Annotated in this window: 16 protein-coding genes and 1 pseudogene; 15 read left to right on the top strand and 2 right to left on the bottom strand. The window is 57.8% G+C overall.

Annotated features, from left to right (window positions below; translation table 11 throughout):
• Positions 1-64 precede the first annotated feature (64 nt).
• A complete protein-coding gene (locus I6F21_RS26945; RefSeq protein WP_225183737.1) occupies positions 65-2,311 on the top strand; it encodes a di-heme-cytochrome C peroxidase in 2,247 nt (748 codons plus the stop codon).
• A gap of 2,935 nt (positions 2,312-5,246) precedes the next feature.
• Positions 5,247-6,134: a TauD/TfdA family dioxygenase gene (locus I6F21_RS26935; protein WP_225183736.1), complete on the top strand. Its 888-nt coding sequence runs from the start codon at positions 5,247-5,249 to the stop codon at positions 6,132-6,134.
• A gap of 1,603 nt (positions 6,135-7,737) precedes the next feature.
• On the opposite strand, the gene I6F21_RS38885 is transcribed toward I6F21_RS26935, so the two are convergent.
• The gene (locus tag I6F21_RS38885) at positions 7,738-7,866 is read right to left on the bottom strand and encodes a hypothetical protein (RefSeq protein WP_276573623.1); all 129 of its coding nucleotides are present in this window, start codon (positions 7,864-7,866) and stop codon (positions 7,738-7,740) included.
• A 1,468-nt stretch (positions 7,867-9,334) separates the two neighbouring features.
• On the bottom strand, positions 9,335-10,093 hold the full coding sequence (locus tag I6F21_RS26925; protein ID WP_225183734.1) for a GntR family transcriptional regulator: 759 nt from the start codon (positions 10,091-10,093) through the stop codon (positions 9,335-9,337).
• Between the two features lie 151 nt (positions 10,094-10,244).
• Between I6F21_RS26925 and I6F21_RS26920 the strand changes: the two genes are divergently transcribed.
• The 13 genes and pseudogenes from I6F21_RS26920 (at position 10,245) to I6F21_RS26870 (ending at position 26,278) form a co-directional block, all read left to right on the top strand.
• Positions 10,245-11,786: an ABC transporter substrate-binding protein gene (locus I6F21_RS26920; RefSeq protein WP_225129795.1), complete on the top strand. Its 1,542-nt coding sequence runs from the start codon at positions 10,245-10,247 to the stop codon at positions 11,784-11,786.
• 4 nt (positions 11,787-11,790) lie between these two features.
• On the top strand, positions 11,791-12,783 hold the full coding sequence (locus I6F21_RS26915; RefSeq protein ID WP_225183733.1) for an ABC transporter permease: 993 nt from the start codon (positions 11,791-11,793) through the stop codon (positions 12,781-12,783).
• Positions 12,780-14,354 carry an ATP-binding cassette domain-containing protein gene (locus tag I6F21_RS26910; protein WP_225183732.1) on the top strand — a complete coding sequence of 525 codons (1,575 nt, stop codon included), beginning with the start codon at positions 12,780-12,782 and terminating at the stop codon, positions 14,352-14,354. The genes I6F21_RS26915 and I6F21_RS26910 overlap by 4 nt, the downstream gene beginning before the upstream one ends.
• A gap of 50 nt (positions 14,355-14,404) precedes the next feature.
• Entirely contained in the window at positions 14,405-15,133 is a 729-nt protein-coding gene (locus I6F21_RS26905) for an ABC transporter permease (RefSeq protein WP_225183731.1), read from the top strand.
• Positions 15,134-15,149: 16 nt separating this feature from the next.
• A complete protein-coding gene (locus tag I6F21_RS26900) occupies positions 15,150-16,109 on the top strand; it encodes a TIM barrel protein (RefSeq protein ID WP_225183730.1) in 960 nt (319 codons plus the stop codon).
• Positions 16,110-16,464: 355 nt separating this feature from the next.
• The gene (locus tag I6F21_RS26895) at positions 16,465-17,184 is read left to right on the top strand and encodes a Crp/Fnr family transcriptional regulator (RefSeq protein ID WP_225183729.1); all 720 of its coding nucleotides are present in this window, start codon (positions 16,465-16,467) and stop codon (positions 17,182-17,184) included.
• Positions 17,185-17,643: 459 nt separating this feature from the next.
• Positions 17,644-19,164 carry a porin gene (locus I6F21_RS26890; RefSeq protein WP_225183728.1) on the top strand — a complete coding sequence of 507 codons (1,521 nt, stop codon included), beginning with the start codon at positions 17,644-17,646 and terminating at the stop codon, positions 19,162-19,164.
• 311 nt (positions 19,165-19,475) lie between these two features.
• Complete coding sequence (locus I6F21_RS26885; protein ID WP_225183727.1) at positions 19,476-20,462, top strand: DMT family transporter; 987 nt, start codon at positions 19,476-19,478, stop codon at positions 20,460-20,462.
• Positions 20,463-21,856: 1,394 nt separating this feature from the next.
• Complete coding sequence (locus I6F21_RS26880) at positions 21,857-23,719, top strand: trehalose-6-phosphate synthase (RefSeq protein WP_225183726.1); 1,863 nt, start codon at positions 21,857-21,859, stop codon at positions 23,717-23,719.
• Positions 23,720-24,862: 1,143 nt separating this feature from the next.
• Positions 24,863-25,306 (top strand): hypothetical protein, encoded by a 444-nt coding sequence (locus I6F21_RS38720; RefSeq protein WP_249787554.1) that lies wholly within the window; start codon positions 24,863-24,865, stop codon positions 25,304-25,306.
• Positions 25,204-25,419: pseudogene (locus I6F21_RS39070) on the top strand (hypothetical protein); the annotation flags it as partial. The gene I6F21_RS38720 and the pseudogene I6F21_RS39070, both read left to right, overlap by 103 nt.
• 51 nt (positions 25,420-25,470) lie before the next feature.
• Positions 25,471-25,803: a hypothetical protein gene (locus tag I6F21_RS38710; protein WP_249787562.1), complete on the top strand. Its 333-nt coding sequence runs from the start codon at positions 25,471-25,473 to the stop codon at positions 25,801-25,803.
• A gap of 19 nt (positions 25,804-25,822) precedes the next feature.
• The gene (locus tag I6F21_RS26870) at positions 25,823-26,278 is read left to right on the top strand and encodes a hypothetical protein (RefSeq protein ID WP_225183725.1); all 456 of its coding nucleotides are present in this window, start codon (positions 25,823-25,825) and stop codon (positions 26,276-26,278) included.
• Positions 26,279-26,332: the final 54 nt, after the last annotated feature.

Genomic DNA, 26,332 nt, shown 5'->3' with positions numbered 1-26,332 from the left:
CGCCTTCGCTGGCCGGCGCGCTCGCGCGGCGGCAGGCGCATCTGAGATTAAGGAGAATTTTGGGATGGGGGCACGTTCGTTCAACCTTTGGGTGGGTGGCGTGGTGAGGCGGTGGCCTCATGTTGTCGGTCTCTTGTTCGCGATTGTGTTCGTCGTGGCGGCGTCAATAGGGATGGCGTATTTCGTACCGGAGAAGCTTCGCGATGCGGCGCTCAAGGTCAAGAATGACGCAAATCTGGTTGCCCAATTGCTGCCCGCGACGCTGCCCGCGCCATCGAAGATCGATAGCGCATACTGGCTGCCGCAGAACTGGAGTGCGCGGCAGCGTTACTGGTTCCACCACACGTCCCAAGGCACGGCGACTATTCCCGTCCCCTATAAATGGTTCCTGGCTCTAGAACGTCCTGAGTTGTCGGTCCGCTACACGAGCCTGACGGACAACGATTATCTGCGACGCCTTGGTTTCATCCCAAGTCCGAGCTCAAAGGACTTTGACGCTAGCTCACCCGCGTACGGCTACCAGGAGGACGCCAAGGGCGCTAGCTCCACTTGGACAGCGAGCATACCTGACAACGCAAATGGTTTGCCTGTGGGTTTCGCGATCCTGAAAGGGGGCGTCGACCCGACAACGGGAGATTTCTACGAAGATCAGATCGGACTAACTTGCGCCGCCTGTCATACAGGTCATCTCGAGTACAAGAATGTCAGCATTCGCTACGATGGTGGGCCCGCGATGGTCAATCTCGGCGAGGTTGAACGGGTCATTGGGTTATCGATCGGCTATACGCTGATGTTGCCGTGGCGGTTTGAGCGCTTCGCCGACCGGCTGGAAAGCATTCAAGGTCGCAGCATCGACCGCAAGAAGCTTCGAGGTGATCTGGAGCGCGCACTTCAAAAGATCAAGAAGCAAAAGGCCGCAAACGATAGCCTTTTGACGAGGCAGGGCGTGACGAACCTGGACGAGGGTTTCGGTCGGCTTGATGCCTTGAACCGGATCGGCAACCAGGTCTTCTACACAAATTTTCTCGATCCAGCGAGCGGAGAACTCCCAGATCCGCTCCTCAAGGGCAACTTCGCGCGCAACGACGCTCCTGTGAGTTTTCCGCCAATCTGGGACACGCCGTACTTCCTATGGGCGCAGTATGACGCCTCTGTTCTCAACGAGCTTGTTCGCAATTCGGGCGAAGCGCTCGGCGTCAGCGCGAAAATCAATATGAGGGCGCCCGCGCCGGGACGGCCGCTATTTGAATCATCCATCCATCTAGCGGACATTGCGCGTTTTGAGGAGCTTTTGCGCGGCACCGATCCCTTTTCGTCGGCGGAGGCAAGCGGCAGGAAATTCAACGGGCTTGTCGCGCCACGGTGGAAGGATGCGCAGGACAGGTTTCTAGGCGACCCGTCCTGGGCCATTGACGAGAAACTCGTTGAGAAAGGGCGCGATCTTTATCGCTCGCACTGCTTTGAATGCCACCGAGGGCCCGTTAACGATCCCGCATTCGACGCAAAGTGGCCGGAAGATTCGTTCTGGAAGCCGGAGAACCCAGATCGCTCTGCCAAGGGCGAGAAGAATTGGGTGGAGATCGGCGGACGCCACTATTTCAACGTCGCTCAGCTGCCGGTGAACGCGATCGGCACTGATCGCCAACAATCCAATGTCCTGACAACTCGGCGTGTTCACTTACCTGCCTCACTCGGCCTCAATCCGATCGATGACCTGAACAAAACCTGGGGATGCGGCCTTCCGGCCGATCCGGCGCCAAACCCCTTATTTGTGCTCGCGCTAATGGATGTCGTGGGCAAGACGATCGATCAATGGAACCTCGCGAACAACTCCTCCGAAAACACCAAGCAGCAGATGTGGGGGCCGAGGAAGAATTGCCAAAACCCGCGAGCATACCTTGGGGCGCGGGTGCGCCGTAACAGCAAGGACGAAGATGTCCTTGCCCTTGAACCTCAATACCGGGCGCGTCCGTTGGACGGCGTCTGGGCAACGGCTCCATATCTGCACAACGGATCCGTGCCGACGCTGAAGGACATGTTATTGCCGCAGGGTCGGCGGCCGAGCTCTTTCTGCGTGGGCAGCCGCAAATTCGATCCTGTTGACGTCGGGCTCGTTGCGAAAGTACGAGCGAACGACGCCTGCGCGGCCGGGCTGACGGACTTCAACGTATCTTTGCTTGGGAATAGCAATCGCGGGCATTCTTTTGAGGGCAAGGAAACCGACATAACGAAGCTGCCGCCTGGGGTCATCGGGCCAGAATTGACCGACGCCGAACGGCGGGCGCTTCTAGAGTATTTGAAGACGCTGTAAGGAAGCCGTTACCCTGGAAGCTCGGCGCTCGTCGCCCGAGGGCAGACCAAGTCGATCTTTTTGGGAACGCCTCGTAAACTCATCCGCGTACTGAGGGCATGTCACTCAGTGTCCTGAAAGGGAGTTGCCGGACTTTCTTTCGCGGATCGGATGACGGCGGCGGTCCTTGAATCGATTGCGGTCATGGAGGGGCGCGCCGGGCTTGGCTTTCAATTCGATCAGACGGCTGAACTCTGGCCAGGATTAGAGCCTTCATCAGGAGGAGAGCCGTGATCTTCTTCGGTGCTGCTGACTCAGGAGGTGCTCCCGCGCTCGAGCTGGGTGCAGAGTGCGCAGACATCTACTCAGAACGTGAACTGGATCGCGCCCGCGGGCTAGTCTAGCGTCATCGACAGAGCTTGTCGGGTTCACGATATCGAATAAATCGCCGATCATTGATGATGCGCCACGAGCTGACATGTTCAACCACGAGGCCCAGCTTAGCGCGGACAAGACCATCAGGCTATCGAACGACTTACCCGAGTATGTCGGTAATCTTCGCTAAAGACACCGGACTTGATGACGCGCGACGTTCTTCATTGTATGATCATGCAACCTTAAGTGAAGATGTTTAATTTCCATCGCCGTTCACATTGGCAGTTGATAGTATTTATGTCGTGAAATTCGCCGTGCTGTGCAGTCATTGCACCGCTCCATTGGAGGAGACCTTCTATGCTCAACTCCGAAACCACCGCCTGTCTCCGTCGAATTCTGGATGAAGTGTGCAAGGGGCTGTCGCGTGAGGAGACCGGCATCCGAGCGCACGTCGCTTCCAAAATTCTAGAAGCCGCCTCTCGCGGCGAGACGTCCGTCGAAGTTCTCAGGCAAGTTGGGCAGAACGCCTTGACCAGTGCTCCCTCGATGTGGCTACAGCAAGGCTCTCGTCGATCTTCATCCGAAAGTAGCGGTGCCGGCGAACCTACCGGCCCAACCAAACAGGATTAAGCACGCCGATCCGAATCCATCAGCAAAGCGCCCGCGAACTGGAACCATTCAGGGAGCGCGCTGTCGTGGAAGCTGACCCGGAACGGCTAAGCGCGCGAAACGGCATTTGTCGTAAACGGAATCAATTCAGGGTTGGCCAGCGGATCTCGCGAAGCGGGATCATAGTGGCATCCGGCGATTGACCAAGCACCCGCAAAGAACCTGGGCGATTTGGTGGGCAAAGACGGCGACCAGCGCAAGTTCGAGTAAACTATTCTAGCTGGTGGGACGAAAGCGCGCCGGAGGCTCAAGGAAAAAATATCAAGCCTTGCGATGTCGCGTTGACGGATTAGAACCATTGAGCAACTGTCGCGAACTGTCACTCCGGCCGGTCGAGATCCTCCGGCTGCTACATGCCGCGCGGTGCTGACTTCGGATCGGATCGCGCGGAGAGTGCTGGAAACTCGCTGGATCTTCGGGAGCGGGCCTTGCACGAAGGCTCGTTGTGATCGGGCGCAAGGGGGCGACGTGATAAAACACGTTGCGCCTGACCCGATCGGCGAGCCAACCCGGAGCAAGCGAACGGAAAGGGCGAGAAGACCGGCAAAGCGTCGGCTGCTTGCATCGCAGATCCTGCTGGGCGCCGGCGATCAAGTTCAGACTTCGCTCTTCGTTTGTCGCATAGCTTGCGCCATCTAGCAGCTCTTACAAGCGGCTTCTCTACACAAGCAAGCAAGCTTAACGGAGTTTACTGCGGCCTGTGACGAATCTCAGGTTCTTGAAAAGTATCTTTGTTGCGGCGATGCGCATCTTGCATGATGGCTCGTTCGTGTTGGCGCGTTGTTGCGCAGCTGGTGCATTCTTTCATCGTCTTCTCTGAAATCCCGCATTTTTGGTGCGTGTGTGATCATGTTCACGCGCCTTAAGGCCATTAGACGAAAGCAGGGCGATCTTAGGAAGTTGGATCCTGGCTCATGATCTTAGATCAGGCGCTGCCTTCAGCCTCGTGCTGCCGATAGGGGCAAAAATAGCCTGACAGTACTTGCGGCTGGCAATGTGTGAGAGCGCGAAGTCGCTGCATTGTCTCGGCGGCGCACGGTATTCCTCCGGGGGCCGCGCTCTGTCTCTATTTTGTGCGGTCAACTGCCAGGAAGCTAAAACAAGCTGCGCGCCGTAAGGAAAATCTACGCCTCCGGACAGAGCCAGGAACGTAGGTCACAGCCCTGACGACCTGCATTCGGTGACACGCGCAGATTTCGCAAATCGAGGGATTGAGTCCGTTGTTTAGCTGCAATGGGAGTTGCAGCGTTCACATTTTGCGCGACTTTCCTGCTCGGCAAGAAGAACAACCCAATCAACCAGCCGACGAAAAGACGACGCGCATTGGACAACTCCAAGTCGCGAGGAAGTGATTGCGAACTCGTTGGGGTGGTTGTAGATAGAATATACGCCTTAAGATAGAATTGGCATACCGAGGCGAGGCGTCCTGTCGTATCCGCTTCGCGAGCGCAGGCCGCGAACGAGTTCAATTCTTGGCGGATGAGGCCATACCGGTCGCGTGAGGTGACGACGCAATTGTCCTTCGCAGATTTTTCAAGCACGAGTTCTGAGACGAGGCGAACGTTACGCAAGCTCGAAAAGAAAGCTGGTTTCGTTTCATGGACTGGACATGGATTGCGTCTATGATCTGCACTGTTGATCAGGCAGCAAATCGATCTGGTGGCCCGATATGCGAGTGTCCTTCGATGGGAACGGCACTGGACGCATCGGCGCGCAGAGGGAGTGAGATCCTAAGATGCTGGTGGTGTGTATCAAAAATCAGCCGCCTAATTGTGGGGAGTGATGACCCACGCTCAGACAATTCGGATCCGTGTCCTCAAGACCGCCTTGGCGGGATTGTCGCCAGGCACGACCACCAAACACGGGGCTTGTTTAGACATCCACGGAGAGAGGCGCCGACATGAGTGGCACAATGACTGTTGATAACGTCATCCCGCGAGCAGACATCGTCAAGCACGCGGACCGGCTTGGTGCCGAAATCAAAAATATTACGCTGTCGGAGGATTTGCCAGACGAGGTCATCGTAGCCTTCTACCGGCTGCTGCTAGAGCATAAGGTCATCTTCTTCCGTGATCAGGGAGATTTCGATGATGCCCAGCAACAGCGTTTTTTGCTTCGGCTCGGCTCACTGATACCGAATCCCGCCATGGTGGACACAAGGGGAGGTTTAATAGTTGGGAAGACGGTGCCTGATCGCGCCCGCAGTCATATCGACCAGGTGAAGGATGAGGTCGTCTTCAGTGCCGGCCGCGCAACAACTTCAGTGCTGCGGGATGCATCGATCCTGCCTTTTCGCGGGGACATCGCTTGGTCGAGCACGGCGGCAGCTTATCTTGATCTTCCCGATCCCCTGCGGATGCTTGCAGATAACCTCTGGGCTGTGAGCTTCGTCGCATCCGATCTCACTCCGACAGAGGGGGCCACCGAATCCAACAAGCGGCCATGGGGCGGCGTATCCACCGGAACGATCTACGAAACGACACATCCGGTCGTTCGTGTTCATCCCGAGACCGGCGAACGTATGCTCTGGCTCGGACGCTCCGTGCAGAACTTCGTCGGTCTGCAGCGCTATCCTAGTCAAAGACTGTTTGAGCGGCTGCAGTCGTATCTTGTCGCGCCGCGGAATACGGTGCGCTGGAACGGGAAATCAGGCGACATCGTAATCTGGGACAATCGCGCGACTGAGCCGTACCTCGCCAACAAAATCGGCAGTCCTCATTGGGCGATGGAGCAGCGTGCGATTGACGCCGGCGTACCGCACGTGAAGCGGCCGAAATCAAGGGCTGCAAAGGCTGCCTGAGATTGTCTGCACCTCCGGATGTCGTAAGACGCCTGGTGACCCAAGACCAAGTTGCGGCGCTGCGACGTCGAGCGGAGCCCCGCTTCTTATTTCCCCGGGACCGGCTAACGGGCGCAGCTGCCGCCTCCTCGACTTCTTCCAGGCCCAACTGCATTTCATCTTCAGGCATCGCTCTCTCGCCGGCCAAACCGATGCCGCTGCATTTTTGATGATCTGATACAGCCGTTGGCTCTCGCTTACCGAGCGGCATCGCCCTCATCGTCTCGGAAAGTAAGGCCGGGTGTTGCTCACTGCCAATTCAGAAAATATTCGCCCATCCGGCGACGCATCCGATGATTTTGATTCACATCGCGCAGGGCCGGCAGAAACTATCCCGGTCGCGTTCGTGCCGGCGTCTTACGTGTTTCCAAGAACAAGCTGCCAGTCGAGATTCTCAGCAGCGTCTACAATTACCTCTCGGCAAGCGCATCGCACCATGCTCGACCTTCGGCCAGCGGAAGATACCATCCTCGAGCACCAGCTTGATCCTCCGGCCGACAGCTCTGGAGAACGGGTCTGCTCCCATGCTCTTGCGCAACAGGCCAGGGTAGCAAGTCCTTCATGCCATTGCGGAAGTCTCTTTGTTTGGCCTTGCCATCCCGAACCGCACCCGACACTCCGACCACAATTCCAAACAGACTCTTCGGAAACCTCAGGCTTAAGCGGTTGTCCGTAGGTTTACGCGAGCGGCGCAAGCGTTCATTTTTCGAGGATACTCACATTATATAATACGCCGCTCCGGGGGGAGCGGGGCGCTAAGCGGAACCGTGCTGGCGCGGCATCGGCTGGGGCGGGCGATGGCAATTGGCGGCCCTAGATCGAAGGGAGCACGTGGCCGCTCCGTTTCGCCTGCTCCCGTCGTTAGCTGAAACATGGCTCTCTCGACAATTACGTCCTGTTCCGGCGAAGCCGTGCCGGCAACTGCATTTCTCTTGCTACCACCGAGACGATCTCCATGAGCGAGGAGCAGTATCTCAACTACTGGGCTGGTTTCCACGATATTCCGAGTCAGGTGTCCCCCGAGGTATGGACTTCCATTCTGCAAATGGCAGCCGAGACGTTCCGACATAGGCAGCCGACGAGTATAAGATTTCGCTCTATGGCATGGCATTCTCAACGAGACTGGGCCGAGTGCCAGTCTCATAAGCTCAGATTAAAGACAACGATCAACAATCGGGAGACGCGACGGTTAGGTATGAGAACCGAGGAGAGGGCTAGCGATCATCTGGAAGGATGACAAAATCGTTGTCGCGGCTCTGGGCTGCGCAGAAATCATCAGTTACGGCACACTCTACTATTGCATCGCCGGTGTGGCTAACGAGGTTGCCCGTGACCTCGCAGTCACAGGTGCATGGATATTCGCTTGTTTTTCCTTCGCTCAATTGGCGAGTGCGCCAATGTCGTTGATCGCCGGTCGCCTTATGGACCGATACGGTGCCGCCAGAGCGATGGAAATCGCCTCAGTTCTGGGCGCTACCAGTTTAGGAATAGCCGCAGTCTCCTGGAATGCGACCGTATTCGCGTTCGCGCTGTTCAGCATACAAATAGCGTCTGCCTTTGTTTTTTACGAAGCTGCAGTTTTGTTCTTGATCCAACGAGATGGGGTGCAGGCAAAACAGCAGATCGCTCTGCTGACCTTGATCAGTGGGTTATCGTCAACGCTGTTCTGGCCGCTCACCTCTTTGTTGCTCATTTGGATATCCTGGAGAGAGGTGTTTGGGATCTATGCGGGCTGTAATGTTCTCATTGCTCTTCCGTTAATGGTATGCGCTCGTCGGAGAGCCCCCGTTGGCCCTGCAGCTCTAGATAAATCGTACAAATCGCAAGTCCACTCACAGTCCTCCCCCAAGGCGATTGATTGTGCGTTGATAACGTTTGGTTTTTCGCTCACCGCATTTATCGTATCAGCATTCCTTAGTCAGATGACTCCAATCCTCTCAACGTTTGGCTTAGGTCCGGAGGGCCCTTTGATTTCAGCGCTTTTTGGACCGTCTCAGGTCTTAATACTGCTTTTTGCGGCTTCGCTCACCGAGAGAATGGCCGAAATACATCTCACTCTTCTCTCATGCCTCCTGCTCTTCGCGGCTACGCTTATCGTTGCACTAGCTTCTCACTCCGTCCTTGGAGTTACGGTTTTCGTTGTTTTGCTCGGATTCAGCTCCGGTCTAAACTGCATCTGTCGTGGAACGCTACCCCTGGCGACGTACGGGCAGGACAGATACGGAGGTCGAGTTGGGTTGATCAACGGCTTTCGACTGTTGTCGGCGTCTCTTGCGCCATTATTCTTCAGTTCGGTCCAAGATCATTATGGCGTCACCGCCGCATTAGTATCCCTTGCGGTCTGCGGAGCGGGGAGCGTGCTCGCATTTGGCCTCGTGAGCATCCGATCAAAGCGATCTTAGCGTCGAGTGATAGTGTGGTAGAGGGAAAGAGATGAGGTGGGGCGTCGATCCTCAAGCACGAGTTACAAGCGATCCGGCCGCCATGCGAGTGCCAACAAAACGATCAAAAACGGAGGTCGCCACAGACGTTGGAATCTGATCGGCAAGCATCGCGAATTCACCTTGTCGTTCCATGGAAGCCGCAACGCGATCCTCTCACCGCTTTGGCGTCGTGGATCCGGGTGCCCGGCGGTAAGCCGGCATCGTGATCGCTGGCTTCGGCCGAAACATCGCCATCATTCGGCAAGCCTAGTTATGCTAGAAGGCGCTGCTTGTCGGGGAAAAGATAACAGCGGACATTCTGGCTTTCGATCGTTGGCGGAAAGGCGATCGATTAAGAAGCAAGGCGCCCAGGCGGATTGAGGCCGGCGAACTGCTCAAGGGCCTCTTTTAGACCGGCAGGGGGGCCGCCGTCACGGGGCTTGTGAATTGCATTATCCGGCGCGCAGGCCGCTGCAGAACTGCAGCAGCGATTTGCACCGACGAATTCGGCGACTCCGAGGGCCTGTGTCGATCCGGGTTATACTCCAATAGTTCGATCGGTTTCGACCTTGGGTTTCGATCGCGGCGCATTCGCGCTGTACTCGGGCCATGCATGTGGACCTCTCAACCAGTGACATCCTTGTCTACGCGTCAATACCCAGATAGCAAGCGGCGGAACCATGGTCCAAATCGTTCTGCCGGGCGATTTGTTCACGAGGTTGCGAGTGTCATCAATATCTACAATCTGTCGAACCGAAATTGGACCCTATCGGCAGCATAGATCACCTGGTAGCACCAGACTGGTTCATCATGCTGATCGATGCTTGATGCGCGCTTTTCCATGACCGGCCTAGCCAGGGATTGATCCAGCAGGGTTGCTTCTTCCTCGCTCGGCATCCGCGCGAGCAGGTTGATATCGATCTGGGCTTTTTCCACCAAAGCGAATTGCTGTAGCGCGTTTTCGACGTTTGCCTCGGGACCAAGCGCCGAGACGAAACCGTCGAAACGCGGTAGTTCCAGATAGCACGTGCTCAATGCGAGAGGGCGGTTGTCGGCCTCGCTGACGAGTCGGATGCGTAAGGCCGAAGAGTCTAGGGGTAAGCGAAGGGATTGCCGCACCCAGTCGTCGGGTTGGACGATATCCGCCGCGAGCAACCTACGGCTCGGCCTCATGCCATTATCGATGACGTTCTTCGAGAAAGTGTGGCGTCCGCTGAGGCGGTACTTGAGGGCATCGATCTCCACGAACGAGCCACGCCCGTGTTCAATGCGGATGATCCCCTTGCTTTGAAGGCTCGCTAAGGCCTTGCGAGCCGTCATGCGGCTCACGGCAAAGCGTTCGGCGACTTTGGTGTCGGATGGCAGTGGCCTGTTGATCTCGAAATGCCCGCTCAGGATCTCCTGCTTCAGCGTTTTCGCGATAAAGCGCCACCGGGGTCCTTCCAAAGCATCGGAATCGGTGTCAGCCCCATCGAGAGGGTCATCGACTTTATCCATATTGTATCCATTCTGTGTCATGAGGCTGTCATCTCAACTCGTATATACGAGTGCGGCCGTCAAGAGCGGGCTGCTTGGCAAACACAATGCGGCGGCCGTTCCGAGCGGACCAATACTCGATGGGGGTGAGGCCGTTGCCATGGCATCTCATATGATCACGCGTCGCAACTTCACTGGTTTGATCGGTGCCGCTGCCCTGTCCACGGCGTCGCGGCCGTCCAGGGCCCAGCAAACCGCGCCTCGCCGCGGCGGTCGCGTGCGGGTCATCCTGCAGGAGACGGCTTCCTCGTCATTACTTGATCCGACCAAGGTTGCGTCGTGGGCGGTCTATTTCGCCTATGAGCTGATAGGAGCTCGCCTCGTTAATGTCGATTCGCATCTTCAGCCCATTCCGGCCCTGGCGGAGAGCTGGGAAGCCGCAAACGGCAAGGTGAACGACTGGATCTTTCGCCTGCGCCGCGGCGCCGAGTTCCACGATGGCAGATCGGTCACGGCGCGGGACGTGATCTACACCATCAACCGATTGCGCGATCCGGCAGCGCAGTCGCCTCTGCGCGTGCTTGTTGACCACGTGAGCGATATCGTTGCTGAAGACCCGCAGACGATCCGCTTCAAGCTGACACGTCCCGATGCCGATTTCCCGCTGCTGCTCGCCCAGGATCGCTTCCATATCTTGCCTGAGGGATATTCGCGCTTCGACAAGCCACTTGGGGCGGGCGCCTTCATCGCCAATGGTCTCGATCCTGCTGGCGTAAACACATATCGCCGTAATCCGAACTTCTGGGACGGCGGCAAGCCCTATCTCGATGAGGTCTCATTTCAAGGCAACCAGGATCCGATCGCGCGCGTTTCGGCTTTGCTCGCTGGGGACGTCGACGCTGTGCAGACAATCAGCTTTGCGCTGGCTAAACGCGTGGCCGCAGTGACCGGCCTTGAGGTCGTCTCATCGCCCAGCGGTGTGCACAACGTGGTCGCGATGCATGTCGACAAGGCACCATTCGACCGTGTCGAGGTGCGCGAGGCACTAAAATGTCTGTTCGACCGCTCCCTTCTCCGCGACAAACTGTGCGCGGGGCAGGCGAGCATTGCCAATGACCATCCAATTCCTCCGTTTAGCCCGTTCTACCATTCCGAGTTGCCCGTCAGACCCTACGATCCGGACCGGGCGCGGACGCTGCTTCGCCAGGCTGGCGTCGACCTCGGCCAACTCGTTTTGCACGCCTCTGAGGCCGTTACGCCCAATGTGGCTGTCGACCTGGCGCAGATGTTTGCCGATACGGCGCGCCAGGCGGGCGTCAATGTGCAGGCGCGACGGGATCCCGTTGCTGGCTATTGGGACAATATCTGGCTCAAAGAGCCGCTGATGGTGGGTGGTTGGGGCATGCGCTACACGCCCGACGCTATGCTGCGCGTTGCCTATCGATCTGACGCCAAATGGAATGAGACACGGTGGAGACGACCCGAGATCGACCGTATGATGGACGATGCCCTGGCTACGACTGATCTAGAACGTCGACGCCTGTTGTACTGGGGGATCCAAGAGGCGATCCACAAGGAGGGTGGTGCCGCCATCCCACTGTTCTTCAATCAGCTCGATGCCAAGGCGAGCTATGTCAAAGGCGTTGCACCGTCACCGCTCGGAGCGCTCAAAGGCTCGGCGTTCTCCGAGATCTGGCTCGATCGCAAGGTTTGATCCCGTGCAAGCGCTGACACCATTTCACGCCGCGCCTGAGCGCGTGCATTCAAAGCGTGCCAAAGCGTGGCTGCTGTTGCGTGGCATCCTCACACGTGTTGCCATTCTTATCGGCGCATCCGCCCTGATCTTTCTCGGAACGGCAGTCATTCCGGGGGATTTTGTCACAGAGTTGCTGGGCCAGGACTACACTCCCGAGCTCGCTCAACGCATGCGCGCTGACCTCGGCCTCGATCGTGGCCTTGTGGAACGCTTCGTCCTCTGGCTCTGCGCCTTCTTGACCGGCGATCTTGGCCGCTCGTTTACGACCCGCACCGGCGTCTGGGAAGTTGTCGAGCCTCGCCTCGAAAACACCCTCGCCCTCGCTGCCGTGACGTTTCTGTGGTTTCCGGTCGCGATCGCGGCAGGGCTTGGAGTGTTCATGACTGGCCGACGCACGCAGCATTTCTTCAGGCTCGTAGCGCAAATTGTCATCTGCACGCCGGAATTCCTAATCGCCTATATCTTCATCTATGTGTTTGCCGTGGAGCTTAGGCTTTTACCTGCGGTTTCCCGCATTTCGCAGGGACAGCCTTTCCTGGACCAGCTCCGTCTCCTCGTTCTGCCGAGCGCTTGTCTCGGTGTCGGCATGGTCGCCTATGTCGGGCGGATGGTGCTCGCGCTGCTCGCCACGGAGGAACGCAAGGATTACTTCGAGTTTGCCCGGCTCAAAGGCTTTGGCCGGGGCGAAACTGCGCTGCGTTATGCATTGCCTGCGATTACACCATCGATCCTCAATCTCGCACTGACTTATTGCGCCTATCTGCTGACGGGCGTGCTCGTGATCGAAGTCGTGTTCGGCTTTGCGGGGCTTGGTGACCTTACTGTGTCCTCTGTTGTGTGGCGCGATATCCCCGTACTGCAGTTCTGCGCGATGCTGATTACCGGCATCTATATGCTGCTCTATTCATTGTCCGATCTCGTGAGCGGTCGCTTCGTCGCGAGGATCGCGCTGTGACAGAGGTGCTGCGGATACGTGATCTCACAGTAGAAATCGCAAGCTCGGACAGCGCCGTGAACCGGATCGGCGCGCTTAGTGCCACTTTCACGGGCGGTCGCCTCTATTCCGTCATAGGTCCCTCGGGCATCGGTAAGACGAGCCTGTGCCTGGCCCTTATCGGCTGGCAGCGTCCCAATCTCCGTATCACGGGTGGCGATACCTCGTTTCTGGGGCGATCACTCACCGGAATGGCTCCCCCTGATCGGCAGGCGCTTTGGGGGCGGGACATCCTCTACATTCCCCAGTCGTCTGCCACGACTCTCGTTTCAAGCCGTGGCGTGGTCGATCAACTCGCGGCCTTTCCCGGGGACACGAGCTCGCAACGCATTGAGCGCAGGCATCTGCTTCGCAGCGCCTTCGATCGCCTCGATATTCCGGGGTTCAACGAGAACCGCTATCCGCACCAATATAGCGGCGGCCAGCTCCAGCGCATTCTCGTCTCTAGCTTGTTCTGCGCTGCACCGCGCCTCGTCATGCTGGATGAACCGACGAGTTCGCTCCAGCCGGCACTGAAGAGCACGGTTATGACTGCCATCAAAGCGCGTATCCAAGAGATCGGCGCTGCAGCCATAGTGGTGACCCACGAGCTCGCTTTTTTCGAAGCCTTGTCGGATGGAACTATCGACCTTGCTAGGCATCTGAAGCGACCGCTTCCCACCCAAGCGGCCACTTCCCGCCAAAAAGACCGCAACAGCATAAGGGCGCTCGCCCCAGAAGACCGTCCTACTCCTCTCGACTCGAACACGGGCGAATCACCGCCGCGGCATGCTGTGCCGCTCCGTGTCGACCGACTGAGTGTGCATGCGCCAAGCGGGCGTTCGCTTGTCGCCGATGTCTCGTTTTCGCTGGGCTCTGGCAGCTGCATCGGTCTCGTCGGCCCGTCCGGCGCAGGCAAGACGACAGTTCTTCGTGCACTTCTTGGTCAGCACCGTGACTCCTCGGGGGAGATCTTGGTCGGAGGGCGCCGTCTACCTCTCCACTATTCGGCCCGCACAACCGCCGAGAAGCGTGTTTTCGAGTACGTCCCTCAGTCGGTTCGGTTGCACCTCAACCCGGCGCTGACGATTGCCTATCTGATCGGCCGCAGATTGCGTCAGGCGGGGGAGGCCGGCAACTCAAACGAGGCTGCAAAGGTTCTCGACTCGATTTTTCTTCCGACCAGTTATCTGCCCAAGCGCCTGTCAGAGCTTTCGGGCGGGGAATGCCAACGGCTTGGGATCGCCTTGGCTCTTGCGTCGCGGCCACGCATTCTTCTCCTCGACGAGGTGACGGCCTCGCTCGACTCTGCCAATGGCGCTCTTGTCGTGGAGCTTCTGCGCAAAGTACGTGATCATCGTTCGGTCAGCATGCTCTTCGTTTCACATCAGCCGGACATGGTGGCGCGGCTCGCTGATGAAGTGGTCGAAATGCGTGCCGGACGCGTGCTCTCCTCTGTGATCAGCGTCGACGCGGCATCGCCTCCCACGACGTTCCCGAACTCGGCGAGCGCTTTCGAGCCGGCGCATTCTGTTGGACGGGGCCGCACATGAGGATTGCCGTTTTCGCGATCTTTTCGCTTGTTCTCTTCATGGCACCATCTTTGATCGACGCGCGATGGACGGAGCGTTACGGCGCCGAGCGGTTCGAGCCACCATCCGCGGCACACATTCTTGGAACCGATCACCTCGGGCGAGATCTATTCGCCGAGACACTCGCGGCTGGCCGTGAGACTATGCTCATTTCCGTGACTGCGGCATTCGTCGCCTTTGGTCTCGGCCTCGGCCTCGCGGTGCTCACGGGCCTGTCGAGAGGTTTCGGCGGCTCGGTGCTCGCCCGATCGATGGATGCGCTGATCGCGATCCCGGGTCTGATCGTCGCCTTCGTGCTGATCGCGGCCCTCGGATCGAGTACGTCCAGCCTGATCGCCGTCATCATCGTCGTCGAATTCTGCCGTGTGTTCCGATCCCTGCGCGCGCCCGTCGCTCAGGTGATTGCGCAGCCGTTCGTGGAGCTCTCGCGCATTCGCGGAGAGGGCATCGGCTACCTCGTCTTTCGTGACGTCTGGCCAAATATACGGGCCTATGCAGCCGTAGAACTCATCAACCGCTTCGTGTCGTGCCTGATGTTCCTGAGCGCGCTCAGCGTGTTGGGCCTCGGTGTGCAGCCTCCGGCAAGCGATTGGGGCACACTCATCAAACTCAATGCGGCGGGTCTTCTTCTCGGATCGCCTGCGCCAATTCTTCCTGGCCTATTCATCCTTACTACCTCGCTGCTTGCCCTTTGGGCTGTCGGCGAGGAGCGTCTCACCGCGTCCCGCAACCGACCCTGACACTTCGAAACCGGACATGACCAAGCTGTTCTTGCACTCTTACGGCCTGCGCTATCACTATCGTCACAAACCTGGCTTCGACGTTTTCTCATTGATCGATATCGCGGCCGAACTCGGGTTCGACGGGATCAACGTATCAGCTCACCTACCGGGCTATGTTGAAATCTCCGGACGCGAACGCGATCACCTTCGGAAGGTACGACGCCATCTCGATCACCGCGGGCTACTCATCGACATCGAGACCCGCGGGACGGAGGTCGCCCATCTAAGCGATTGCCTCGCCATGGCCGCTGACGTCGGAGCTGGATACCTCAGGACCTTCACGACAGGTGCGCCGGATCGCCGCCATCGCGTGAGTGAGGCCAAGAGGAATTTATCTCAGCTCACTCCGATAGCCGAGCGGGTCGGCATTCCAATTCTCCTGGAGAACCACGAAGATTTGTGCGGCGCCGAGGTCGCGGAGATCCTCACATCGGTCAATAGCGCTTGGATCCGCGCGTTGTTCGATTACGTCAATTCGATGCTCTTCTTTGAGCATCCCTGTGATGCCCTCGAGGCGATGGAGCCCTGGGTATGCTCCGCGCATCTAAAGGATTGCGTGCTATTACCCCCTGTGCGTCAGGGGGAGGAGGGGACCCTGCTCGGTGTGCCGATCGGTTCCGGCGTTGCACCTGTCGCAGAGCTGACGCAAAAGCTCGCAAGGCTCGGGCTCGACCGCATCTGCTTCGAGAACACGTGGTCTTATCGCGCCCCGCTGCGCGACCGACGCGGCACGGGCGAGCCTGGAGAATCCATTTTTGGTTGGGCAAATCTCCGGGAACTGCCCGCTGAGTGGATGATTAATGCCGCCGAAATGGCGCAGTCGGCCCCTGGAAAGGTGGTTGAGCTGGAGATGCAAGCTCTCGATCAATCCCTCTGCTGGCTTAGAAAACTGTCGATCGGCGCCGGACTGACGAGGTCGGCTGCGAAGGCATAGCGCACCGGATGCCCGCGGGCGCGCAGGAGACGTCGCCGATCAGTGATGGTTCTGTGCGGGCCGTCGATGGGTTCACGATCATTCAGAACGTGCTCGAAGGACGTGGACGGATGGCGACAGAAGTGTGGAGTTCGACATGTCTCTGGACGACGGCGCCGGCCCAAGTGTGGGGCCCATCTGTTTCGTGGCCGGGCTTGCTCTGCACGCCTCTAGGCGGAAACCAGCGGATCGTCCTTATCTCGTAGTTTAAGAACTCCCGTCGGTTCATACCTAACTCGCGTTGGACGATGTGACCCAAGAGCAGAGCAGTCTATCGATGCTTCCGCGCCCTGGCAGCTGCGTCGTGCGGGCAAGTATGCGGTCCTTTGTCAAAAATGCGATCCTGGCGAGGCTGCCTCTCCAGGATCTCGTAGCAATAGGGCAGTGTCTTGAGCCTGTCGTTCTGGGAGAACGCATCGTTCTGCAAGAGCCGAAAAGGAATGTTGATTACGTCTATTTCATAGAGTCGGGGCTCGTATCGCTAAGGATTGTCACCTCCGGCATTATCCTTGAAACGGCGGTAATAGGATTTCGGGGAGCGGTCGGCGCTTCGGTTCTATTGGGAGGTCATCTTTCGACGCATCAATCTGTCGTGCTTTTTCCTGGAACCGCTCTCAGGATCCGCGTCAAAGAATTGCGTCAGCTGATGAACGAGCGTCCGCAAATCCGGGAACAGCTATCTCGCTACGTCGACGCGCTATCATTGCATTGCGCTCAGACAGGATTTTGTGGCGTTTGGCACCATCGCGAAAAGCGGCTCGCGAGCTGGCTCTGTCTATCGAGTGACTCAGCTGACACTCATGTTCTTCCAGTTACCCATGACTACCTTTCGTCCGTCTTGGGATTGCCTCGTCCGGGGATAACCGAGACCCTGAACAAGTTTGCTGAACAGCGTCTTATTCGCAAGGTGCGCGGCGTGTTGCGGATCGATGAACGCAAGTGCCTCGAGCAAAGGGCATGCACTTGTTACAAGCTTGTTTCCGAGGCGTATGCCTCCTTGGGATCCACAATTGCAGCGAAAGAGTCGACCAACTAAAACAAGCGCAGCCAATTCGGCTTCGCCTCTTCTGTTCAATTTGTAAACGACTTGTACGGCAGGTGTCGCCTGGAGGTGCGCATGCATATGCCTCGGCTAATGCTTTCAGGACGTTCAGCTCTAATCTCATTGAGGCGCAAGATGCGTTGCTATGAAGCATACGTTCTTAGCCGATTGCAGTCCGAAGCATACCGTTGTGAGGCGATTAGAGCACACCTGCCAGAGCGCGTGAAGGTTCGTCTGTTTCCTACACAGTTTCCGCGCCGATAACGAGGGTGATCTGACATCATAGCGATGCGAGCTGCGGAATGGTCCGCGCCGCGACGTTCACTGGTTCAATCAGTCAGGTGGCGTTCGAATAAAGCCCTTTCGGTCGAGAGTGATTGGGGGGCGAAGGTGATGGTCTCTTCGGTGCGCCTTGCTGGCCGCCTTTGAGATGGTACAGTTTAGAGGCCTGTTATGAAGTTCGTGGAGAAGTTTTTGTTCGGTTCGGCGGTCGGTCTGATCGCCGTGGTCGAGGCGCATGCAGCCGATCTTCCCTGGAAGGCCAGGCCAGTCGAGTACGTGAAGATTTGCTCGTTGTATGGGGCCGGCTTCTATTACATTCCCGGCACCGATACGTGCATCAAATTGGGCGGGTATCTGCGCGTTGAAACCACACTGAACACGAGCGGCCACTATGACATGCCCAGCAGCGGCGTCCCTGGGGCTCGTAATCGCCTGACGGACTATTACAGTACACGTTCTCGCGAATATCTTTCTATCGATACACGCACTGCGACCGAGTATGGTGTAGTGCGCACCTTCTTCGATGGCGCCTTTACCTGGACCACAGGTACCTATGCCGGCGTGGGTACAACTGGCGTGAATGGTTCGACAGCGTATACGTCGTCACTCGGTTCTGCGGTTGGCGCTGGTTCCCTTGGTGTCTACGACGCCTTTATCCAGTTCGCTGGGTTCACTTTCGGCAAGGCGGCTTCGCAGTTCAGCTCGCCTTGGACGGGATATCCCGGAAACAACATCGAACTGCCTGGCGGCGGCGGCTGGGAGCCCGTGAACCAGTTCACTTACACCGCTGACCTCGGTCAAGGAGTCACGGCTTCGTTCTCAGTCCAGGATCAAGTCGCCAATTACACGAGCAATGTCTGGAACGTGAGTGGTGCGACAGCCAGCGGTCTAGCCGTCGGCGCATACGGTGCCAACGACATCGGCGGTTCGCGCACACCAGACCTTGTCGGTATGGTGCGCGTTGACCAGGCTTGGGGCCTCTTTCAGGCGTCGGTTGCTGCACATGACAACCATGCTGCATATTATGGCGCATCCGAAGTCACCGGCAATCCGAGTGACAAGTGGGGCTGGGCCGGTCAGTTGGCATTGTCCATCAAGAACGTCCCGACGGGGCCGGGTGACACCGTCAACATCCAAGGCGTGTATACGAGCGGCGCGAGCCGCTACAACTTCGATAGCTATAAGTCGACCACCTACGCGATGTATGGTGGCACCGGACTTTCGGGAGCCTACCAAAGCATCGGGCTTGCTGGCATCTCTGACTCTGTGTTCGTAACTGGCGCCGGCCAGGAGTTGACCACGAGCTACGGCTTTAACGGCGCGTATACCCACAATTGGGATCCTCATTGGAGTAGTGCCATCTACAGTGCGTGGACGGCTGTGCGGTACAACAACACGGCCAAGGGCTACGTCTGCGGCGCGTTCGTCACGTCCCTCGCGTTGTCAAGCGGCGGTTCCGGCTGTAATCCCGATTTCAACTATGCCGTTCTTGGTACAGTTACGCGTTGGACTCCCGTCAGGAATCTGACTTTCTCGGCTGAACTCTCCTACATGGTGCTCGACCAGAAGTACGCGAGCGGAAGCACTGTGACGCTGCCGCAGCAACCCAATATCGCTAAGCCGGGTACTGTGTACGAACTCAAGGATCAGAATAGACTGACGTTGCTGCTGCGCGCCCAGCGCAACTGGTAGATCTTGCGAACTAGGGAAAGGAGAAAAGTAACGGCTCCATAGATCAACGTTCAACATCCAAGAAGGCTTTCGGCATGTCCGCCGGGAGCCTTCCAACTAGGCGCGATGATCCGACACGAGATCGTGAGTCCACATTAGTTCCAGCGACGGTAGGCGAGCCTAGCCGCGAAACATGCTTACAGCCGAGGACACTACAAATGTTGATGCGTTGGAATGCTCGCGGAGCGGCACTGAAGCTCGTATGTTCTTGACGTGGTTCCCACGCCGATGACGAACGCGACCTGCGAACGCAACCATGCTTACGCGGACTTATGGGCGCCGAGATGTTCGCTGGCTTTTCCAATCGTTTCGCCAACATAGCCGATCCTGAGCGATCATTTAACAACAAAACTATCGCTAGGAGGATTCCAGGCGTGAAAAGTGTCAAGAAGGTTCTTGTACAGGCCGGGCTTGTTTTGGCCTGGAGCTCAGGTTTCATCGGTGCACGGATGATCAATGGCGGAGAATCGGTTTACCTGGTCCTCTTCTGGAGGTTCGCAATAGCTGCAGTCATATTCTCTCCATGGCTGGGGTTGACATTGATCCGAGGGGTGGCGCTCCGCGACGTTGCGAACCAAAGCTGTCTTGGCTTCTTAGCAATGTTCTGCTCCACCACCTTTGCAGTAAAGGCCGTCGCAACAGGCCTGCCTCCTGGAACGGCAGCATTGATAAGTGCATTGCAGCCTCTTGCAACGACAATTTGCGCTGTGCCTGTATTAGGCGAGAGGATTTCTGCCAGAAAGTGGCTGGGATCTTTGATTGCTCTTGCAGGCGTAGCACTTGCAACGGGAGGGCCAACAGGGCATGCCCCGCTTTCGGCGTATGGATTGGCGGTAGCAGCTAGTCTATGTCTGGTGTTGGCGACGCTTATTTCAAAGCTGAGTTCCACCTCTATGTCCATTTTTCCTGCATTAGCAGTACAAAGCGCGGTCTCAGCGCTTTGTATGCTCCCCTTGGCCGTTCTGGATGGAAGACTCGCTCCTCACATGACGGCGCAATTTGCCACTGTCGTCCTGTGGTTCGTAATTATCTCAACCGCCGTGGGTTATGGACTTTACTGGTTCTGCCTACGGGAAAATGCGGCGAGTGAAGTTGCAACGCTGATCTATCTTACTCCCGTGATTACGGCGGCCTGGGCGTACGTTGTGTTTGGAGAGCCGACGACAATGAAGGCAACTCTCGGATATTTTGTGTGCGTGATAGGTATAGCTATAGGAACCAGCGCGTTCACAACCAAACTAAACTTAAGCAAAAAGTGAGATTGCCGGTTTTCCAAATAATCGATTTCTCAATTCACGCTTCCGCCGCCGCGCGGGAAGAACTTCGGGCCATCCGCCCTGATTCGCAGTGCCCCTGGCACGAATAGCGCGGTTCCCAAGTTGCTGGACGGCGAGGCTAAGCTGGATCAAAATTACTCACGCCGGGCTCTCCTTTGTGAAGGTGCACTCCGCGATCAGCAGATCTTCGCTGGTGTTGATTTCGGAGCATAGCATCTGAGGTCGTCGCGAGGTGCCGCTGTCACCTGTAGGACACGCTTTCCACTGGCTAAGCAAGAAGCTAGTCGGTGTAGTCCTGCCCAGCACGGGACCTCATTATATAGTCCGGCGCTGGAACGATCATCGTGCTGAGGGTTGTCGCTGAAAATTTAGCAGGTTCATGGTCTTGAAAAGTCCTCGGCGTTCGCGCTCCGGTCAAAGGTGGTGTATCCCTTCTTCGGACGAAGCCGAAGCAATCGATCAATTTGCCCAGTCTTTTCGCCGGCAGACGCCGGCCGAGCGATTCGCGCGGCAATGGCTAGTGCCATGCTCGTGCGTTTTCCTGGCAAGTGCCCGGAATTCGAGTGATCTGAACCCGACCATTTATCTCAACCTTGTCGTGCGATGTGCTCCCACTGGAGGAGCACGTGCTCAAAGACACACGCTTAGGCCGTTAAGCCCGACAACTGACCTCTCGAACGTAGTTCGGCTGTTTCCGGAATTCGAAGCTGCCGCCCAGCCGGCTTCGCAATCCGAATCCGCCTGGGCAACAACCCGCAACGTCGACCAGGAAGCCGTCGCCGGTGTCGAGAACTGGCAACAACTGCCATAGCGGCGCAGGCTGTCCGGCAGCAGGCGGCGAGGCCGCCGGTTAATGGTCGCCATCTGTCCGTCGCACGGCAACCAGTTGTTGCACCGACGACGATCGTGCGGTTCACCTCTGCGTTAGCTGTAGATCACGACCAGGCGCGATGCCGCACTTGCGACCTTTCTTTGCGATGCCCCAACATGATGATCGGGTTCTCAGCAGCACCAAGCTGGCACCGTAGGCGATGTGGAGATGACTCTTATGCGAAAGAGTGCCACGGGACGAGGGCATCTGGTGCGCTCCACAGCTGCACATGAATGGCCATGCGCACCACCATTCCTGCGATGAGCGGAAGAACGTCCAAGGACACTTCGAAGGATCGACCACTTGACAACGCAAATCTTGTCATCAGCACCGTGGCTGGCCGCACAAAGTGCGTTTGATTAGCGGGGGGGCTGGAGAGTGATGCGCGGTGCTGGTCATCCAGAACCTTCGATCCTGCTATCTAGCTCGGCGACCGGTCAGCTTTCGGAAAGCTAGACCCGGCATCCTAGCGTAGTGGAAAGTCGCGGCCAAAGGGAGTTACGAGATGGTTCGAATCCGTGACGCGCTCGACACCGCAACGGTGGATTCCGGCGGTACATCAGGCGCAACCCAGCAAGATGAAACCTCAGCCCAAGCGGCCTTCGCCCTGCACCTCGACGAGATACCGTTGGAGCAGGAGCAAGAAGGAGGTGCAGGTCCTTCTCATGCTGTTGCCTCAGGCGACGCGGAGCATCGCTCGGTAAACCAGCAACCCGACATGAAGCTGGTCGTGATTTCGAACCGCGGCGCGCCGTTCGACCCCAATAAACCCCAGACCGGCGGACTTGCCGCAGCCCTCGAGTCGGTCGTCGAACGTTCCGGCGCGGTCTGGATGTTCTCCTCGGAGAATCGCGGCGACGGGACTGAGCGGCCCCTGCCACTCGTGAAGGCTGGCGAAGGCCATGTGGCCGAACTCGATCTGCCGGCCGCGCACCATCGCGGCTACTATCGAGATTATTCGAATTCAACCTTGTGGCCGGTATTACACTCCCTGTCCGACCGGATGTCGCGCGCGGAAGAGGGATACGACAGCTATCGACAGATGAACAACTTCATCGCGCGTGCGGCGTTCGACTTGCGGGATCGGGACGCATTCTGGGTGCATGATTATCACTTGCTCCCGCTCGGGGGCGATCTGCAAAAGCTCGGCATCGAGCGGCCGACCGGCTTCTTTCTGCACACGCCGTGGCCGACGCCCGACAGGATAGAGCGAGTACCCAATCATCGCGAACTGATGAAGTCGATGCTGGAATACGATCTGCTCGGCTTTCAGACGAACCGGGATCTGAACAATTTCTCGGCCTGCCTGCGAACCTATTTCGGGCTGGAGAGCAAGGATGGCGTCGTGACCACGGAACGTGGGCAGTCGCGACTTCAAAAATTCCCAATCGGTATCGATCCCAGGCAGTTCGCAGAGTATCTTTCGGCAGAGCTCTCGCCCGCAGAGCAAGAAAAAATCTCGTCATTATTGCAAAACTTTGAGGGCGCGAGGTTTGCGATCGGCGTGGACCGCCTAGACTACACGAAAGGTATCGACAAACGCGTTGAAGCATTTAACCAACTCTTGGCGGTCGAGCCGGGCAGCATATCGCTGTTGCAGATCGCGCCGTCCTCGCGCGCCGACGTCGACGAGTATCGAAAGTACAAGGAGGACGTGGAGAATGCGATCAACCATGTCAATGCCGAGCATGGCACAGAGGAGTGGAGGCCGATCCACTACACGAATGACCCGTTCAGCCAGGCTGCACTCGCGCGTCTTTACCGCGCGGCACATGTAGGTGTCATCACGCCGCTGCGGGACGGCATGAATCTGGTAGCGAAAGAATATGTTGCTGCCCAAGATCCGAAGGATCCCGGCGTTCTGGTACTATCGAAGTTCGCTGGGGCGGCTGAAGACTTCAACGAGGACGAGGCGCTGCTGGTGGATCCAAACCATCCCGAAGAAATCGCAGCCGCCATTTCGAAAGCGGCCAATATGCCGCTTGAGGAGCGTGTCAGGCGCTGGCGGTCGATGATGGATAAGATCGAATCCTATACCATCCACGACTGGTCGGCGGACTACCTCCGGGAGCTGGACAAGAGCCGCATCACCGTTCCGGCTGATCAGTTCCACCATCTCGGTCTCGGATGGAGCAACGAGGCTCAAATGCCCCTGTACCAAAACTATGCCGCGGCGCTGACCGCCTATAACGACATCGATCCCGCTGATGCCGCTTTGAAGGAGGCTGCCTATGCAGACGTGAAGTTGGCCTTTGTGGCTTTAGCGGCTCCACTGAAGCATACACAGGACAGACTCTGGGATCTGCCGGCGCCGGCAGCTTCACGCGATGGTCATCGCGGACAAGAGCTCGGTGCCAGCGAGGACTGACCGCGAAAAGCATAGCACGGCGGATGAGGCTTCTATAGCAGGACGGAGGAGCAATCCAGGGCGATGACGCGGTTCTTGCGCGCGGCGCAGGGCCGCAGGAAATCAAGACATCATGCGAGTGGTCCATGATCAGAAGGGGGCGATGCAGTCAACTCAGGTTGTATCTCTAAACGACGCTGATGCGGGTGGTGGCGGCGGCAGCCGGCGCGCTGCTGCCCGTTGATCGTTCCGCCCGGAAAGCGGCGCTTGTTCTGGGCCGCAACAGCACCGTTACGGAACAGTTCGCACTGAGGGTTGCACTAGCCTTGAACCAGCCCGGGTGATCTGGTCGGAGCGGGCGTTCTCGACCGAAAATCTCGCCCTTGATCTCGTTTGTGCAATAGGGCTTCGATGAGGATCACGGCTCGTGCGTCGGTCCCCGCCGGGTGGATCAGGATCGTTTAAGCTGGACCGTAGCTCCCTCAATTGCTGCTCATGCCCAGCTTCATTTCGCCGTTGCGCCGAAGAACCTGATCTGGTGCTTGTACTTGTTGTTGATTGTTGGCTCAATCTCAAGGCGTAGCGTAACTAGCCCGTTTCTAGGGCGTTTTTTACTCTCTTCGCTCGAGCGCAATCCTCTCGACAATCAGTCAACGAACCGAGCTATCGGCTTGACTTGTGGGTTTCGCGAGGACAAAGCTCGTCGAAATCGGCAACGCTTGCAGTCAACGATCAGGAGGTCGCCATGCATACCACCCTTGCCGATGTCGATCTGGCTTCTGATCAATGCGCTGCTCTTCGATGCCCGTCGACAAGTCTGCCCGGTGACGCCAGCGAGAAGGCGCAAGCTCATATGCGGAGGAAAGCAGCATCGCTGCGTCCCGGTTTTTGACGCTGGCGCTGTCTGGCAGGCGCTTCGCCGACCCGCTGTGATGTCCGCTTGGCAACCAATGTCGGCAACCGAACAGGGTCGTGCAGCTCCGAACGGCTGAAACTCACGACTCTTTAGCCGGCACGCAGCTTGCAATAAGGGGGCGCGACACCGCGTAAGCCGCGCTACGTCATGCGCTTGCGTGCTTTCCGCCGCTTCTGCTTGACGCGCCAGGGCCCGCGGCTGTGGCCACTCGACCTCGGCCGGAGCAAGTCCCTGACGAAATCACTCCTATGCGCCACGTTGCTTTTGATTGCCTGCGCACGGCGCTTTCACACAAGCGAACGGATGCGGCGGTGACTGATGACCCATTCCTTTGGCTCGAGGAGATTGAAGTGCCAAGCGCGTTGGCTTGGGTTCGCGCCGAGAACGAGAAGACGCTCGGGGTACTCCAGTCGGATCCTCGCTATCGGCGCTTCTACGAACAGGCGCTCTCCATCCTGCAGTCCAAGGATCAGATCGTAGATATTCCATTGGAAGGGCGCGGTTTGGAGCATTTCTGGCAAGACGAGAACCAGGTGCGCGGCGTCTGGCGGCGTACCACGCCTGAGAGCGATCGTACTCAAGATCCAAAGTGGGAGACTATCCTCGACGTGGACGCCTTGGCCGTGCCGAGAACAGGAATTGGGTCTTTCAAGGTGCCAGCTGCCTTCCGCTTCAACAGCGCCTCTGCCTGATTAGTCTCTCCGATGGCGGCAAGGATGCCGCGTCCATACGAGAGTTTGACCGCGACTCCAAGACCTTCGTAGCGGACGGCTTTACTCTCCCAGAGGGCAAGCAGGACGTCAGCTGGGTCGATGCTGACACACTCCTTGTTGCACGGGAGTGGGGTGAGGGGACTTTGACGCAAGCCGGCTATCCCTTTGTGGTGAAGGAGCTCAAACGCGCTCAGCCGCTCAGTGAGGCTTGCGAGATCTTTCGTGGCGAGCCCACCGACGTTCTGACGTCCCCCTTCGTGCTTCGTGACAGCAAGGGTCATATTCATGCGACCGGCGCGGGCCGCGCGATCAGCTCTTTTGAGTTCGAGTATGTGGTCTTCCGCCCCGACCGACCCGTCAAGCTCAATCTGCCGAAGAAGGGCGCGATGAATGGCCTAGCGGGTAGTAGGCTGCTTGTAACGCTTGATGAAGATTGGACGCCGCCGGGCGATATCAGCTTCACCGCCGGTCGCTGATCTCGTATGACCTCAACGAATGGAAACAGGATCCGCTGCGCGCCAGCCCATCGCTTGTTTTCCAACCTGGGCCCCGCCAGGCTGGGGCGCCACAAAGAATTTGTTGATACTGACGATCCTTGAGAACGTTCAGAGCAAAGCGTTCGTTTATAAGTACGATCAGGGAGCTTGGTCGACGGCGTCGATCCCGCTACCGGAACATGCGCATGTCAGCCTGTCAGGCATCTCCGATGAAGCGGACCAGGCCATGTTCACCGTCTCGAGCTATCTCAGACCAACCTCAGTCTGGTATTTTGATGCCGAAAGCAAAAGCCTTGAGGAATTGAAGACGACACCGGCTGCCTTCGATGCGTCTAATCATGTCGTGGAGCAGCTCGAAGCCACTTCGCGCGATGGCACGTCAATTCCCTATTCTCTGGTGCGGCCGAAAAACGCAAGGTTTCACGGCACAATTCCGACACTTCTCTATGGCTAAGGCGGTGTCCAGGAGTCGCTTCTGCCCTCTTATCTGGGACCGGTCGGGCGGCTC

Source organism: Bradyrhizobium sp. NBAIM03, assembly GCF_020194055.1.
In the GTDB taxonomy this organism is placed as follows: Bacteria; Pseudomonadota; Alphaproteobacteria; order Rhizobiales; family Xanthobacteraceae; genus Bradyrhizobium; species Bradyrhizobium yuanmingense.
The sequence above is the reverse complement of the archived record's forward strand: the minus strand, read 5'-3'. Positions and strand labels throughout refer to the sequence as shown.

Excerpts from the sequence above, each read along its gene's own strand:
- I6F21_RS26900 (WP_225183730.1), top strand. The coding sequence starts at position 15,150 with ATGACCAAGCTGTTCTTGCACTCTTACGGCCTGCGCTATCACTATCGT.
- I6F21_RS26895 (WP_225183729.1), top strand. The coding sequence starts at position 16,465 with ATGCGGTCCTTTGTCAAAAATGCGATCCTGGCGAGGCTGCCTCTCCAG.
- I6F21_RS26870 (WP_225183725.1), top strand. The coding sequence starts at position 25,823 with ATGGAAACAGGATCCGCTGCGCGCCAGCCCATCGCTTGTTTTCCAACC.
- I6F21_RS38720 (WP_249787554.1), top strand. The coding sequence starts at position 24,863 with ATGCGCCACGTTGCTTTTGATTGCCTGCGCACGGCGCTTTCACACAAG.
- I6F21_RS26945 (WP_225183737.1), top strand. The coding sequence starts at position 65 with ATGGGGGCACGTTCGTTCAACCTTTGGGTGGGTGGCGTGGTGAGGCGG.
- I6F21_RS26935 (WP_225183736.1), top strand. The coding sequence starts at position 5,247 with ATGACTGTTGATAACGTCATCCCGCGAGCAGACATCGTCAAGCACGCG.
- I6F21_RS26885 (WP_225183727.1), top strand. The coding sequence starts at position 19,476 with ATGGGCGCCGAGATGTTCGCTGGCTTTTCCAATCGTTTCGCCAACATA.
- I6F21_RS26925 (WP_225183734.1), bottom strand. The coding sequence starts at position 10,093 with ATGGATAAAGTCGATGACCCTCTCGATGGGGCTGACACCGATTCCGAT.
- I6F21_RS26890 (WP_225183728.1), top strand. The coding sequence starts at position 17,644 with ATGAAGTTCGTGGAGAAGTTTTTGTTCGGTTCGGCGGTCGGTCTGATC.
- I6F21_RS26920 (WP_225129795.1), top strand. The coding sequence starts at position 10,245 with ATGATCACGCGTCGCAACTTCACTGGTTTGATCGGTGCCGCTGCCCTG.
- I6F21_RS38885 (WP_276573623.1), bottom strand. The coding sequence starts at position 7,866 with ATGAGCAACAAAGAGGTGAGCGGCCAGAACAGCGTTGACGATAACCCA.
- I6F21_RS26880 (WP_225183726.1), top strand. The coding sequence starts at position 21,857 with ATGGTTCGAATCCGTGACGCGCTCGACACCGCAACGGTGGATTCCGGC.